The organism is Mesorhizobium sp. M0676 (genome assembly GCF_040320535.1).
GTDB lineage: Bacteria > Pseudomonadota > Alphaproteobacteria > Rhizobiales > Rhizobiaceae > Mesorhizobium.
Map to the genome: position 1 here is coordinate 49,289 of NZ_JAMYPU010000006.1, position 14,728 is coordinate 64,016.

Sequence of the window (14,728 nt, forward strand, 5' to 3'; positions counted from 1 at the left end):
TGCTAACCCTTTCACCGCCGCAGAACGAAGCCAGAATCGATCGCCGGTCACAGCCTGAGAGAGATACGTGCCAGAACCTTACGCCGGACCGATCATCGACGCCCATCATCATCTTTGGGATCTCAGCCTGGGACGGCATCCCTGGCTCGCCGCCACGGCCGGCGAGCGCGGCGGCCTGGGCGAGCTTGGCCCCTTGCGGCGGAACTATCTGCCCGGGGATTATGCGCGCGATGCCATAGGGCATAATGTCGTCGCCACCGTCCATGTCGAAGCCGGCTGGGCGAGTGGCGACTGCATCGGAGAAACGCGCTGGCTTGAAGCACTCGACAAATCGCGCGGCGTCGCCGCCCGCTATGTCGTTCACGTGCCGCTCGCCGATCGCCAGGCGCCTGCGCTGATCGAAGCGCAAGCCGCGTTCGAGCGTGTCGCCGGCGTGCGCGACATATTGAGCTGGGATCCCGACCCTGCCCGCCGTTTTGCGGCCCGTGACAGCATCATGGACGATCCGGCCTGGCGCGCCGGGCTTGCCTTGCTTGGCCAGCATCGGCTGGCCTTCGACCTGATGGTGTTTCCGCGCCAGCTCGCCGACGCGGGGCGGCTTGCCAGGGCCCTCCCCAACCAGCAATTCGTGCTCAACCATTGCGGTAGCCCGATCGACCGCGACGCCGATGGCATGCAGGTGTGGCGCGACGGGCTGCGGCTTCTGTCGCAATGCGACAACGTCGCCATCAAAATATCGGATCTGGTCGCCTACGATCATGACTGGACGCTCGACAGTCTGGAGCCCGTCGTCCTGCATTGCATCGATTGTTTCGGCACCGGTCGCGCTATGTTCGGCAGCGACTTTCCGGTCGCCGGCCTGCATGCCTCGTTCGATGACATATATGACGGCTTCAAAACCATCACAGCGGACTTTTCCGCCGACGAGCAGACGGCGCTGTTCTTCGGCAACGCAAAGCGCATCTATCGGCTCGACGATGTGTCATCGGCGCGCCTGCTCCCGGCCTGAGAGCAGCAGCAGGCCGAGGATCAGCGAGCCGAACAGGATGCTGCGCCAGCCGGGCGATGCGTTGACGACGGTGATCAGCGCGGTGATGGTGACCAGCAGGATGGCGCCGGGGATGGTGCCGGCATAGGTGCCGAGCCCGCCGAGGATCGAGGTGCCACCGAGGACCACGGCGGCAATCGAGGCGAGCAGATAGGGATCGCCGATGCCGACATAGCCCTGTCCGTTCATGCCCAACACGAGCACGCCGGCAAGTCCCGAGCAGAAGCCGCTGATGCCGTAGACCGCAAGCGTCGTGGACGTGACCGGAACACCGGACAATGCCGCGGCAAGTGGGTTGGCGCCCATGGCGAAAATCCGGGCGCCGAGCGATGTCGCATGCATCGTGGTCAGCACGATCACCGAGACGACCACCCACAACAATACGCCAGCGGGAATGCCGGCCGGCCGGCCATTGCCGAGCCAGTGGACCAGCGGGTTCTCGGCGGTCACGGCGCTGCCGCCGGCGATGATGATCAACAGACCCTGCAAGAATGTCGCCATGGCCAATGTCATGATCATCGGGTGGACGCGCAGCAAAGCGACGCCGAGCCCGTTGACCAGGCCGATTGCCGTGGTCAGCACCAGAACGGCAAGAATGGCGGTGATGCCGGTCGGATCCACCTGCCACGACAGCAGCGGCAGGCTGACGGCGCTGACCGTGACGATGGCCGCGACGGAAAGGTCGATGCCGCCGGCGATCACCACAAAAGTCTGGCCCGCGGCAACCAGGCCGATGACGGCGCCGAGCTCCACCAGATAGCGCAGATGGCCATAAGCGCCGAAGCCGCGCGAAACGAAGCTCGCCACGATCCAGACCGCGGCAACGATGGCAACGGTGAGAAACGGCCGGCTGCGCAGGACCGTCAGGGCGCGTTTGCCGCCCGCGCTGTCATTCCATGCTGTCATTGCTGTGCCTTGCGGAATTGCGGGATGGCGACCGCGCCGATGATGATCAGGCCCTGGGCCACATATTGTGCGACCGGCGTGAAGCCGAGGAAGAACATGACGCTGATCATCAGGCTGAGCAGCAGGCTGCCGGCAAGCGCGCCGCGCATCGTGCCCTGGCCGCCGAGGAAGCCGATGCCGCCGAGCACCGCAGCGGCAATCGAGTTCAGGGTAAAGGCGGCGCCGATGACCGGGTCGCCCGAACCGGTCTGTGCGGCGACGAACAAGCCGGCGCCAGTGGAGAGCAGACCGCTGATCGCATAGGCCGCAATGCGCGCGCCGTCGACCGGCACGCCGGAGCGATAGGCGCCGACCGGATTCTCGCCGGCGGCATAGAGGCTCAAGCCAAGCGGCGTGGCGAGATAGAGCTTCCACAGGAGAATGATGACCACCAGCAGCACGAATGCCGCCGGTGTGTTGCCGGCAAGCAGGTCGGACAGCCACGCCGGGATTGCGCCGCCGGGCCGCGGCAGGATCAGCAGTGCGGCGCCGCCGATGATGAACGACCCGGCAAGCGTCACCACGATCGCCGGCAGGCGAAGCCGTACCACGATGAAGCCGGTCGCCGCCCCGATGCCGAGGCCCGTCAGCGCCACTGCGGCAGTGCCCCCGGCGACGCCCAGCGGCCCGGCCATCGTCGTCGCGGCGATGACCGCGCCCAAGCTGACCGTCGCGCCGATGGCTAGGCTGATGCCGCCGGTGAGCATCAGGATCGCCTGCGCCATCGCGACCAGCGCCAATGGAAACCAGCTCTGCGTGAATTTGGCGAAGCCGGACGCCGTGAACAGGCCCGGAAAGAGGACGCCATAGGCGATGAGAAACACCAGGACGACGGCAAACAGGCTGCGCACGCCGACATTGCGACGCATCTGCACCGGCCAGTAGAGCGCATCGGTCTGCCGGGCGGAGGAAGATCCGTTCATGCCGCAACCTTCCGCTGTTCGGCGCCCATCGCCGCGGAGACGATGGCTTCCTCGCTCAGCGCTCCACGCGCCAGCATGGCGACGATGCGGCCTTCGCGGACGATGGCTACACGGTCGCAAAGGTGCACGAGTTCGGGCGTGTCGGAACTGAGCAGCACGACCGCCTTGCCGGCGGCGGCGAAATTGCGAAGCATCATGTAGATCTCACGTTTTGTTTCGACGTCGACGCCGCGCGTCGGATCGTTGAGCAGAAGCACCAGCGGGTCGTGCGGCATCCATTTCGCCAGCGCCACCTTCTGCTGGTTGCCGCCCGATAGAGCCTGCGCCGCCCGCCCGAGGTGACCCTTGATGCCGAGTTGGGCGGCAAGGCTTTTGGCCGTCTCGCGCTCTGCGCGGCGGCTGCGCAGCTTCAGCGCCGGCAGCCTGGCAAAGGCGGGCAGCATCATGTTGGTGATGATGGGATGGATCAGGTGCAGGCCCTCGCGCTTGCGATCCGCGGGCACATAGGCCAACCCCAGCGCGTTGGCTTTCGGCACGCCGCCGGGCAGGCCGGAGGCGCCGTTGACGGTCGCCGACGCCGTCCGTGCCGGAATGGCGCCGTAGAGACCGAGCAGCAGATCTTCCTGCCCTTGCCCGACCAGACCGCCAATGCCAAGCACTTCGCCCGTTTTGATATCCAGATCGACGTCGCGCATCAGGCCGGCCGAAAGATTTCGGACGGAGATAGCGTCGGCAGGCAAACTGGAAGGCTGCCATTGCGGAAAAAGATCACCGGGATCGCGGCCGACCATCAGCCGAACCAACCCGGCGGCGTCGGTGCCTTCCAGGGTGCGGTCGGCCGTGCAGTTGCCGTCCTTCAGAACGGTGACGTGCTGGCACAGCGCCATGACTTCGTTCAGTCGGTGCGAGATGTAGAGAATGGCGATGCCTTCGCCGCGCAACCGCTGCAGCAGATCGGTGAGGATTTTGGTTTCGGTTGCCGATAGCGACGATGTCGGTTCGTCGAGAATGAGCACGCGCGGCCGGCGGTAGAGCGCCTTGGCGATCTCCACCATTTGGCGGCGGCCGAGCGACAGATGCCCGACCGGCGTCGACAGCGGCTCGTGCAGCCCGACAAGTTCGCATGCGGCCCTCGCCCGCGCAGCGAGTTCGCGGTAGTCGATCAGGCCGAACCGTTTGGGATAGGCGCCGAGACCAACATTTTCGGCGATGGAAAGACTGGCCGTCAGGCTGAGTTCCTGCTGGACGACGGCGATGCCGGCCTGCCGCGCAACAGCTGGCGTCATGCGTGAGACCGCGCTTCCATCGACCTCGATGGTCCCGCCATCCGGTCTCAAGGCGCCGGACAAAAGGTTGATCAAGGTCGACTTTCCGGCGCCGTTCTCGCCGAGCAGCGCATGCACGCGGCCCGGCTGGAGAGCGATTGAAACGTCGCGCAGGACGGGGTTGCCGAAGAAAGACTTCGACACCCCGCGCGCCGCGAGCAGCGGAGCCATGGTTGTCAACGCTACAACCCTTCAGGCTTATTTCTGAGCCAGCAGCTTCTTGAACAGCTCCTCATCGTAAGGAGAAAAGATGTAGCCGTCAGCCGGGAAGTCCTTGGCCCGGGCGAGGTATTCGTCGATGTTGGAATTGTCGATCACCGGCAGCGGAATCTTGACGAAAGCCGGCACATCCTTGCCTTCCAGCGCCTGAACGGCGGTGTAGGTGGCGAAGGCGCCGAGCCAGTTCGGCTGCATCGTCGCCCAGCTCTTCAAGCCCTTTTCTTTCCAGAGTTCCAAAAACTGCCGGGCGTTCTCACCGGTGATCGGCACCTGTTCACGGCCCTGCTTGTCGAGGGCCAGCACGGCGCCTGCCGACAGAGCGCCGCCGAGCGACAGGATGCCGTCGATCTCGGGGTTGGCGAAGAGCAGGCTGGTGACGGCTTCCTGTGCCGGCGCGACGTTGTAGGGCGTGTTGGTCTCGGCAAGCACCGTCACGTCGGGATGGGCCTTGAGCTCAGCGTCGGCGCCTTTGCGCCTGTCATCGCTGACCGAAACCCCGGCGGGGCCATTGAGGATCAGGATCTTGCCCCTGCCGCCGATGGCGTCGATCAGGAACTTGGCGGCCTGGCCGCCCCATTGCGAAGAATCGGTGTTGACCTTGGCGGTGACCTTGTCGGTGTCGACGAGGCTGTCGAAGTTGATGATGGCGATGCCCTTGGCGCAGGCATCGGCCAGAACGCGTGCAGGTGCGGTCGACGAACCGGCGATCAGGATGATGGCGTCGACATCGGAATCGATCATCGACTGGATCTGCTGGATCTGGACGTTGGCATCGCCCTGAGCGTCGGTGACGACGAGCTTGTCGACCAGTCCCTGCTTCTTCAGGGTCTCGACTTCGGCTTCGATCGTGCCTTGGGTCTGCTTCATCCAGGTCGGCACGGAATAGATGTTGGCCCAGCCGATCGTGTACGGCGCCTTGCGGTCGCCCTTGATGCAGTTGGCGGCGGCATTGGCTTCCGAGCCGGCGCCAAAGCTCAGCACGAGACCGAGGCAAAGCGCGCTGGCGGATGCGAAAAACGGTGATTTCATCATGACTGTTCCCTTCAGAGGTTGTGGCCTCGACGTGCAGAACAAGGGCGAGGAAACCCGTCGGTCGCCGGATCTTGGAAACCGTGTGTCCTCTCGGGATTTGTCTGCGTCAGGCTCGTTAGTTTGTCTGGTATTTCAGACAATGTGTCTGTATATCGGACAAATTGGATGCTAGACCGAGCCTTGACATCTTTCAAGCGCCTTGAGACGAGAACCGAAATGATTTTGGCGGATGGTCCATGAGCGACGGCACTAACGATGCGATCGGGAAGGAAGCCGGCGCGGAGCCGCGCAATGGCGAACGACGACGCGGCATTGACCGCGTCATCATGCTGCTCGAGGCTTTGCTGCGGCACCGCGCGCCAATGCGCGTCGGCGACATCGCCAAGATGATCGGCGCGCCGCGTTCGACCACCTACGAGATCGTCAACAGCCTGCTCGACGCCGAAATGCTCGAAAACGTCGGCGGTGAAGGTTACGTCTATTTCGGACGCGCCATGCATCTGTTCGGCTGGGCCTACTCACATCACAACGCCCATTACCGTCGCATCATCGAGACCTTGGATAAGTTGGCCGCCGAGACAGGCGAGACGGTCCAGCTATGCGGCCTGCGTGGCAACAAATACGTCGTTCTTGACTGCCGAGATTCGCCGGGCCCGTTCCGGATTTCAAGCGATGTCGGGGTTGAGGTGCCGATCCCATGGACGGCATCCGGACGGCTGCTCCTCGGCCATATGAACGAGCAAGAGTTGAGGGATTTCATCCCATCTGGCGACTACAAGCTTCCCGACGGCCGCATCATTGCACCAGCCGAATTCTTTGCCGATGTTGCCTTGGCCCACCGGCAGGGTTTCAGCGAGACCACAGCCCTGGCCGACCGTTTCACCTGGTGCATGGCGGCCCCGATCCGTGACGGCCACGGCGTCATCAAAAGGACCTTGTGTTTGGTGTTACCCGTCGACACGCCGGAGCCACGGCGCGACGAACTGCTTGCGTTGCTGCGCGAGCGCGCCCGTGGACTGTCTCTGGCGGGAGGCTGACGATCAGCCGTCGTGCCCTCTGGCTGAAGCCTCTTAAAGGCACATGGATTCCGCTCTTCCCCATTGGTTCCATTTAGGTTCGGGACCTTAGTCCCATAGTCGGTGGATAAGGTCCGAACCAGGGAACACGCAACCGGAAGCCACATTAGGAGAAGACCGTCGATCAACGTCCCTTCATCGCCGGTTGAGGATCCCGCCGCTCTTACTGTCGAGAGCGCGGCGGGATCCTTATGCGCGGAGCGAGCACATGAGATTTGTCGAAATTTTCACAGATGTGCTTACGGCCCTGCTTCTCGCTTTATTCGTGTGCGGGATATTCGCTGTTTTCGGAGTGGAGGAACCAGATGGCCTCTACGCAAAGATGGTGTTGCTGCCGGACCTCGATAAGATGACGACTGCGTCATCTACACCCAGCTTGCCCGATTCCATCGACTTGCAAGTTCAAAAGCGCCCAGAGGTGCAAAGGTCTGCCGGCGTGACACAGCGCGCAGTCGGTCTGGAGCCGCCAGTGCCATCCAGCAAGCGGTAAGAATCAGCGGAGGTTTTCGTGGCTCCCCAGCTATCAGAGAGCGCCGGCGATTATTGACAGACCCGGCTCTTGAAATTGGCTGAAATCGCCGCTCCACATTTCCGCATCTGTTTGAATTGTGTTTATCAACTAGTGCGAACGCTATGGCGAAGCAGGTTGAGTTGGCGGCGTTCCTGGCTGATCCCCGCCAGTGCTTGATCGCGGCGTGGGATCCTTGTCGAGCTTGGGATTTCGGTCCACCGGTTCGCCATTCACATCGTCGGCCTTGGAGTTTGCAGGGTCCGTTTGGCCAGGATTTGGGCTGTAAGTATCTGGCGATGGAACCCGGCTGTTTTGTTGTGTCGCCGGTGTCTTAGCCTGCTCGCCATAGATTTCAGCGATCCCCCAGGCAACGAGCGCCAAGACAAGGCCTGCCAAGAGCACGCCAAGGACCGGTCGCCCCAAGCCACCCTGCCTGGCCCGCTTTTCCGGAATGTTTCTGCTCATGATCGCAACCTTGGGCTAAGAGGAGTGGCCCGCGCTCCAGGAGCGAAGACGCGGGCAGTCAAGAGCTCCGGCAGTCGGCCATGCGGCGAACAGGGAACTCGCTGCACATACCGAACTCGCTGGCGCTGTTGATGTTCCCACCGAATCCAAACAGCGCGCCGCCGGGAGCCGGACTGGCAATTTGGGTTGGAGTGGCTGGAACGAGCCAGCTCAAGGTCAACGAGCGGCGGTGTGCGTAAGCGGGCATTGCGAGCCAGACTGGAACTTTGCCGAATCTGCCGCGTTGCCGACCATGGCCGACTACAACGAAACCACCATCCGGTGCTGACCGGTTGCAAGGCCGCGTTGCCACCAGGGACATCTGTTTGAAGGCTATCTGAAATTTGCTCCTCGTTGTCGGCGATTCCGCCCAATGGAACATCCTGATCCGCTCGCGGTTGGGGAAGCCCGGGCCAGCTCAGGAGCATCATCATGAACGTCGAACGTAACCCGGCCGAAGACAGAGGCGATATTCAGTCTGGGGTGACAGAGGACAAGACGCCGGGATTCGACCCGGCGGCGGCGCCTATGGAAACCGATGCCGAAGCGGCAGACACCGGCGCCGTGCCGGTTCCCACAGCGACGGGCACGCCGGCTTTCGCTAATCAAGCAAGCTCCGCCAATGCGATGCGGCGGCCGGACGACGAGAGCGCCCCGGCCCCGAGTAAAAACGGCCCGGTGCTGGCCATTGTCGCGCTCGTCGTCGTTGCCGCCGTCGTGTTCGTTGTCGCCGCGATGCTGGCGCGATAGCAGATCCTGCGCTTGCGCCAAACCTCTGCCCTTGGACGCGTTCAAGGATGTGGCCGTGGGCAGCAGGCGATCAGCGGCTGGAAAAGCAGGTTGCAGCCGCGCATGCCACGCCGGCCGGCACCCCGACCGAGCAGCATTGCGGCATGGCCGAACCCCGTTCGGTCGCCAAGGGCTGAGGCCAGATGCTCGTTGGAAGCGGGAACATTTCACATCAAGCCAAGTTCGGGCTCGTAGAGCTTGTCGTCAAGGAACAGCACATGAAGGCCCTCACATGGCACGGCAAAGGCGACATACGTTGCGAACAGGTGGCCGATCCGACGATCCAGATCCGACGATCCAGGATGAACGCGACATCGCTGCAGAAAGTTCAGAACGGCGATATCCACCCGTCATTCGTGATCACCCATCCGGCTGGCCTCGAGGCCGGGCCTGAACTTCACAAAACCTTCCGCGACAAGGAGGACGGCTGCATCAAAGTCGTGATGCGCCCGCACGGCTGACCGTTCTGTCCAATGGCCCGACTTTGTTGTCCGGCCGTCTGCATGCTGAAAAGGCGAGAGTTGAAAATGGCCAAGGACAAACCCGTGTCGACAAATCCGGCCGCCACACCTTCGGTCAGATCGCCTGAGGCCGCCGGCCTGCCACATCCCCGTCGCGATGCTGAAGACAGCGATTCCGGCGCCAAGCCGACGGCGCCCAAGACCGCTGGCGCCCAGGAAGCGTCCAGATCGCCGCTCGACAGCCGCGTTGCAAATCGCAATGCCGGCCGTCCTCGTCAGGCAGGCACGACGCCTCGGCCGACCGACGAACCGCTGGAGTAAGATGAAACCTAAGCTGCGGCGCGTGTATCCGCACCGCGGTGTGTGTGCAGTCAGGGTCTTCCTGCCCTGCCGACAGCGCATACAGGTCTTGATCTCTGGTGGATCGTCGGGATCGGCAATCAATACTTTAGCGGGAATTCGATGGTACCGTTGGCTGGGATCGAACCAGCGACCTCCGGATCCACAATCCGGCGCTCTAACCATCTGAGCTACAACGGCACGTTCGCCTGAGCCAGATCGTGGTGAAAATTCTTTCTCCGAGATCCGCTCTGTCGTTCGGCGATGCGTCCAATACGGTCTATCAGAGACTAATTCAAGGCCTTTGATAAGGCAAAGCCGGTCTGCCAACAGACGCCCGTTTCTTCGGCAAAAGAAAAAGGCCGGCGGGAGGAGGTGCCGGCCTTTTCCTGTTGCGAGCCAGCGGGAGGAGGTGCTGGCTGGTCACCCCGGAGAGCAGAGGGAGGAGGTTCCACTCGCCGGGTATTCATTTGGACAACTCTATCGCACACCTATTTGTCTGACGAAATGCGACGTTTTGATGCATCGCAGAGTTGTGCGCAATTATTAGGCGGCTTTGATGTCCTTCAGGGCCTTCTCGAAAGCGGTCTTGACCGGCTTGGAGACGTCTTCGGCAGCCTTCGAAGCAACAGCCTGGAAGTCCTTGGCCTGCTCGACCGTGGTCTCGACGCGCTTGCGCAGGAAGGCGGTCTGCAGTTCGACCACTTCCGACAGCGACTTGGCGCCGATGAGGGCCTCGAGATGCGAGAAGCCGGCTTCGGCATTGGCGCGCAGAGCGGCGATGGTCTTGAGCGACAGGTCGCTGGAAACGGTCTTGGCAGTCTCGAAGGTCGATTCCAGGACTTTCTGGGTCTCTTCGGCGCCGGTCTTCAGCTTGGAGTAGGCTTCCTTCGACTGCTCGACGCCCTTTTCGGCGAAAGCGCGGATCTGATCGGTTGCCTTGGAAGCGTCGAAGCTCGGGAATTCGACGTTTTCGATGGTCTCAGCGGTCTTGGCCTTGGTCATTTTCCATCCTTTCGGGGTAGCGGCTTTGACAAAAAACCGTCTCGTTCATGTATGATGGCAATATAGCGGTTTTTTTGTGCGATGCAATATCTTTGTTGCAGTGCACCATAAATTTCTTCCCATGCGTCACCCAAGAGGTTATCCAGGGACATTCCGAGAGGCTGTTAACCAAGTGGCCAGAGATTCCACCTGCTTCCCGCCATGGCTTGTGGACCTTCGCCGCGCGGGCTTTTATTAACAAAGCGTTAACTGCAAATTGCCCGCCTTGTAGGTTCGCCAAGAGGGGTTCGCCAAGAGGTTTCACCGAAAGGGTCCGCCAAGCGCATGCCTTCCGAGAACTACTCTTTCCTCGATGTCGCCGTGCTTGATGCGGTTCGCCAGCGCTTCGCCGCCGGCGACGCGATCGCGATTCTGTCGGCCGACCTCGAACAGGTGATCTGGGCCAACGGCCCGGGCGCTGCGGTGTTCGGCTATCCCGACATCGAGGCCATCATCGGCGCCTCGGCACAGCTGCCGCTGATCGCCAGGCGTCAGATCATGGCGACCGCGGGCTTCCCGCAGATCGGCAGCGACCGCGCCATTACGGTACGGCTGGCGACCGGCATCACCAGCCGCGCCGTCGGCTTCCTGGCCAGTGCGGTGACTATGCCGGACGGCGAAAGCGCCATCATGCTGGTGGTGCCGGCAGCGCAGGCCGGCTCGCGCAGTGCTGCCGACATTGCGGCCCGCGCGATCAGCGGCTTTACCGAAGACGGCCATTTCATCGCCTTTGTCGACGCCGCCGGCACTGTCGAGGCGGCTTCGGATGGCTTTGGCGCGCTCGCCATCCGGCCTGAGACGCTGGCCGCGCTTGTCGCCGACGTGGCGAGCCAGGACGACCGCATCGTCAAGCGGCTGGTCCCCGGCGGCGCCACGTCCTATCCGGCCGGCTTCGCGCGCCTGACCGAGTCCAGGCATCTGCTGGTGGTCATCGACGAGGATCAGCTCGGTGAGGAAAATCCTGTCGGCGAGCTGGATGCCGAACCTGCTGCAGCGCAGGTCGACGATGGCCCGGCGCAAGCCGCCGCGGAGAACGCGGTAACGGTGGATGCGGTGGCTGACCACCCCACCGCAAGCGGGAATCAGGGCGCCCCACTCGCGGCCGCACCTGATGTCGGGGAGACAGGTCCGGCTGCCACCAAGCATGATGCTTCGGCGTCAACCGATACAAAGGCGGACCATCGCGAGCAGACGACCTGCCGCGAGCAGGCGGCGAATGACAGCGCGCCGGCGCAACATGATCATTGGTACTTCCATGCCGGCGAAGAGCCGCAGGCGGGCGAGCCGGACAGTCCGGCGCAGGCCGAGCCGGACTCTGTTTCCCCGGCCGAGAGTGCGCAGTTGGACAGCAGTGCCGCTGCGCCCGCCCTGCCGTCTGACGCAGCCCCACCGGCTGCGCCTCCCGCCAAACGTGAGATCGACCGCTCGGCGCCGCCGCTGCGCTTCGTCTGGCGCACCGACGCCGAGGGCAAGTTCAGCGCGCTGTCGCCGGAATTCGGCGACATTGTCGGCAAAGCCGCCGCCGACGTGATCGGCCGCCGCTTCAAGGACGTCGCGACAATTTTCGGCCTCGACGCCTCGGGCGAGATCGCGGGCCTGCTTGAACGGCGCGACACCTGGTCGGGCCGCTCGGTACTGTGGCCGGTTGCCGGCTCCGACCTGAAGATACCGGTCGATCTGGCAGCACTGCCTGTCTATGGCCGCAGCCGCGCCTTCGAAGGTTTTCGTGGTTTCGGCGTCGCCCGCGCCGGCGATGCGGTGGTCGATCCGGAAGCAATCGGCATGGCGCTGGTCCCCAATGGCGCGCCAGCGGCAGCAGCCGAGCCGGCCCCGGAACAGCCCGTGGCGGAAGCTCCCAAGGCGGCCGATCCGTTCGAGGGCGAAGTGCCGGCACTGACCATCGTGCCGAAGCAGGAACGTCGTTTTGCCGACAAGGTCATCCGGCTGGCCGAGCATCGGCAGCCCGCCAACGACAAGCAGCCGACAAGCGAGAGGGGCCTGTCGACGCTGGAGCGCAGCGCTTTCCGCGAAATCGGCGAGCGGCTGAAGAAGGACAATCCCCCGCCGGAGCAGCCGGAGACTGCCAAGCAGGCCGAACCGGCCAATCCGGATCAGGTAACGCCAGACCAGGCCAAGGCAGATGAGCCCAAGCCGGATCATGTCGAGGCGAACCAGGCTGAAACAGCCGCGCCAGCCCGGCGGCCCGCCGAGGTCTCGAGTCCGGGCGAAGCCCGCCCGGCTGCCGTGGCTGAACCATCGGCAACCGCACCCGAAAGCGAAACGGCTGAGGCCGAACCGCCGGAAAGCGATGCCGAGGACGAAAAGGACCTGACGCGGCTTGACGGCGAGCAGCCGGACGACGGCCTTGCGGACAGCGAAGCAGGCGAGGCGAAGGCGCCGACAGTGTCGCGCTCCCTGCTCGACTATGCCGATCCCGAACCAGGCTCCGTCACCGAAGACAGTACGGAAGCAACGTCGTCCAACGACGAACTTGCGCCGGCTTCCGAACCGGATGATACGCAAGCCCAAGAGATCGTCGAGGCCGCAGAGCCACAGCCGGTTGTTGCCGAGACGCCGGCCAATGCCGGTGAAGACGACAGCATGACGTCGGCCGACTTCCGCGATGCCGAGGACAATGAGGATTGGGCGCCGTCCGACGAGGCGACCGATTCCGCCGTGGAAGACGGGGACAAGGCCGGCGATGCGGACACAGTGCCGGCAGAACCACAGCGCCTGAAAGTGCCGCCGCTCAAGCTTGAGGGGTTCATGCCTTCGGCATTCTCGGCCGGAGATGAACACAAGGCCCCTGACACGTCGATCCTCGGCAAGCTGCCGGTGCCGCTGCTCATCCATTCGGGCGACGAGCTTCATTACGCCAATGAGGAATTCCTCGGCCTGACCGGCTATGACACGCTTGAGGACCTGAGCGACGCCGGCGGGCTCGACGCGCTGTTTGCCGATCCCTATTCAGAAATGGCCGGCGAAAGCGACCACACACTCAAACTGAAGACGCGCGAGGGCCAGGAATTTCCGATCGAAGCCATTTTGCGTTCGGTGCCGTGGCGCGCCGGCAAGGCGCTGATGCTGGTGGTGCGACGTACCGGCGATAACGAGCCGCCGATGGTTGCGCATCTCGCAGCCGAGGAGCAGACGCAGCCCGATGTCTCCGAACTCAAAGCGCGCATTGCCGAGATGCGCACCATCATCGACACCGCGACCGATGGTGTGGTGTTGATCGGCCGCGACGGCGACATCCGCTCGATCAGCCGGCCGGCCGAGGCGCTGTTCGGCTTCGACAGCGACGACGTCACCGGTAAACCGTTCGCCTCGCTGTTTGCCATCGAAAGCCAGCGCGCGGCGCGCGACTATCTGAACGGCCTGTCCGAGCCCGGCGTGGCGAGTGTGATGAACGATGGCCGCGAGGTGATCGGGCGCGAGGCGCAAGGGCGCTTCATCCCGCTGTTCATGACCATCGGCAGGCTGCCCAATGACAGCGGCTTCTGCGCCGTGGTGCGCGACATCACGCAGTGGAAGCGGGCCGAAGAGGATCTGACCCAGGCGCGCGCGGTGGCCGAGCGCGCCTCCTCGCAGAAGACCGATTTCCTCGCCCGCATCAGCCACGAGATCCGCACGCCGCTCAACGCCATTATCGGCTTTTCCGAGCTGATGGTGGACGAGAAGTTCGGCCCGGTAGCCAATGACCGCTACCGCGACTATCTCAGAGACATCAACCGCTCGGGCAACCATGTGCTCGATCTCGTCAATGACCTCCTCGACATTTCGAAGATCGAGGCCGGCCAGCAGGAAATGGACTACGAGGCGGTGTCGCTCAACGATACGCTGGCCGAGACGGTGGCGATGATGCAGCCGCAGGCCAACCGCGAGCGTGTCATCATTCGCTCCAGCTTCGCCTCGCGACTGCCCGAAGTGGTCGCCGACCTCAGAAGCGTGCGCCAGATCGCGCTCAACATCCTGTCCAATGCCATTCGCTATACGCAAGCCGGCGGACAGGTGATCGTGTCGACCGCCTATGAAACCTCCGGCGACGTTGTCATGCGGGTGCGCGATACCGGCATTGGCATGAGCCATGCCGAGATCGAGCAGGCGCTGAAGCCGTTCAAGCAGATCAATGCGCTGAAGCGCGGGCGTGGCGACGGCACCGGTCTCGGCCTGCCGCTGACCAAGGCGATGGTGGAAGCCAACCGCGCCCGCTTCACCATCACCTCGACGCCGGGCGAAGGGACGCTGGTCGAGGTCGCCTTCCCGTCGACGCGGGTGCTGGCCGAATAGGGCCGGCCATTCCCGGGCGAGAATCCCGGACAAAGAAAAGGCGTCCAACAGGACGCCTTAAATGGGATTTGCTGTCACAACGGGGGCTTGAGCGAATCTGATCCTCAGGGGACGAGGAACGGGATTTCTCCCTCAAGTTACGTGCGACTATCGACGCCGGGCCTTAACAACTCCTTACCGGCCGTCCAAAAAATTTACGAATGTGTACCACTCATGAAATCT

General features: G+C 63.4%; 12 protein-coding genes, 1 tRNA gene and 1 pseudogene. 8 read left to right on the forward strand and 6 right to left on the reverse strand.

The annotated features are described in order from the left end of the window. Positions 1-67: 67 nt before the first annotated feature. Positions 68-1,009 carry an amidohydrolase family protein gene (locus NKI35_RS08320; protein ID WP_023707958.1) on the forward strand — a complete coding sequence of 314 codons (942 nt, stop codon included), beginning with the start codon at positions 68-70 and terminating at the stop codon, positions 1,007-1,009. On the opposite strand, the gene NKI35_RS08325 is transcribed toward NKI35_RS08320, so the two are convergent. From NKI35_RS08325 to NKI35_RS08340, 4 genes are read right to left on the reverse strand one after another with little or no spacing between them, the layout of a single operon-like run. Beyond that, positions 983-1,954 (reverse strand): ABC transporter permease, encoded by a 972-nt coding sequence (locus tag NKI35_RS08325; RefSeq protein ID WP_023748645.1) that lies wholly within the window; start codon positions 1,952-1,954, stop codon positions 983-985. The genes NKI35_RS08320 and NKI35_RS08325 overlap by 27 nt on opposite strands. Continuing rightward, complete coding sequence (locus NKI35_RS08330) at positions 1,951-2,916, reverse strand: ABC transporter permease (RefSeq protein WP_352652688.1); 966 nt, start codon at positions 2,914-2,916, stop codon at positions 1,951-1,953. Before NKI35_RS08330 ends, NKI35_RS08325 begins: the two co-directional genes overlap by 4 nt. After that, complete coding sequence (locus NKI35_RS08335) at positions 2,913-4,412, reverse strand: sugar ABC transporter ATP-binding protein (RefSeq protein ID WP_352739624.1); 1,500 nt, start codon at positions 4,410-4,412, stop codon at positions 2,913-2,915. Before NKI35_RS08335 ends, NKI35_RS08330 begins: the two co-directional genes overlap by 4 nt. Before the next feature lie 27 nt (positions 4,413-4,439). Beyond that, the gene (locus tag NKI35_RS08340) at positions 4,440-5,492 is read right to left on the reverse strand and encodes an ABC transporter substrate-binding protein (protein WP_352739481.1); all 1,053 of its coding nucleotides are present in this window, start codon (positions 5,490-5,492) and stop codon (positions 4,440-4,442) included. 236 nt (positions 5,493-5,728) lie between these two features. Here NKI35_RS08340 and NKI35_RS08345 point away from each other — a divergent pair, with 236 nt between their 5' ends. The 6 genes and pseudogenes from NKI35_RS08345 (at position 5,729) to NKI35_RS08370 (ending at position 9,154) form a co-directional block, all read left to right on the forward strand. After that, positions 5,729-6,529: an IclR family transcriptional regulator gene (locus NKI35_RS08345; protein WP_023670582.1), complete on the forward strand. Its 801-nt coding sequence runs from the start codon at positions 5,729-5,731 to the stop codon at positions 6,527-6,529. Positions 6,530-6,776: 247 nt separating this feature from the next. Further along, complete coding sequence (locus NKI35_RS08350; protein WP_352739484.1) at positions 6,777-7,058, forward strand: hypothetical protein; 282 nt, start codon at positions 6,777-6,779, stop codon at positions 7,056-7,058. Between the two features lie 957 nt (positions 7,059-8,015). Beyond that, on the forward strand, positions 8,016-8,333 hold the full coding sequence (locus tag NKI35_RS08355) for a hypothetical protein (protein WP_352739486.1): 318 nt from the start codon (positions 8,016-8,018) through the stop codon (positions 8,331-8,333). A gap of 47 nt (positions 8,334-8,380) precedes the next feature. Further along, positions 8,381-8,509, forward strand: coding sequence for a hypothetical protein (locus tag NKI35_RS08360; protein ID WP_352460428.1), 129 nt, complete (start codon positions 8,381-8,383; stop codon positions 8,507-8,509). Positions 8,510-8,704: 195 nt separating this feature from the next. Next, positions 8,705-8,833: pseudogene (locus tag NKI35_RS08365) on the forward strand (glutathione-dependent formaldehyde dehydrogenase); the annotation flags it as partial. Between the two features lie 66 nt (positions 8,834-8,899). Then, a complete protein-coding gene (locus NKI35_RS08370; protein ID WP_352544482.1) occupies positions 8,900-9,154 on the forward strand; it encodes a hypothetical protein in 255 nt (84 codons plus the stop codon). 142 nt (positions 9,155-9,296) lie between these two features. Here NKI35_RS08370 and NKI35_RS08375 read toward each other — a convergent pair. Together NKI35_RS08375 and NKI35_RS08380 are read right to left on the reverse strand one after the other, a co-directional pair. After that, positions 9,297-9,373 (reverse strand) — tRNA-His (locus tag NKI35_RS08375). 345 nt (positions 9,374-9,718) lie between these two features. Continuing rightward, a complete protein-coding gene (locus NKI35_RS08380; RefSeq protein WP_023669330.1) occupies positions 9,719-10,177 on the reverse strand; it encodes a phasin in 459 nt (152 codons plus the stop codon). A gap of 324 nt (positions 10,178-10,501) precedes the next feature. Between NKI35_RS08380 and NKI35_RS08385 the strand changes: the two genes are divergently transcribed. Then, entirely contained in the window at positions 10,502-14,506 is a 4,005-nt protein-coding gene (locus tag NKI35_RS08385) for a PAS domain S-box protein (protein ID WP_352739488.1), read from the forward strand. The last annotated feature ends 222 nt before the right edge of the window (positions 14,507-14,728 follow it).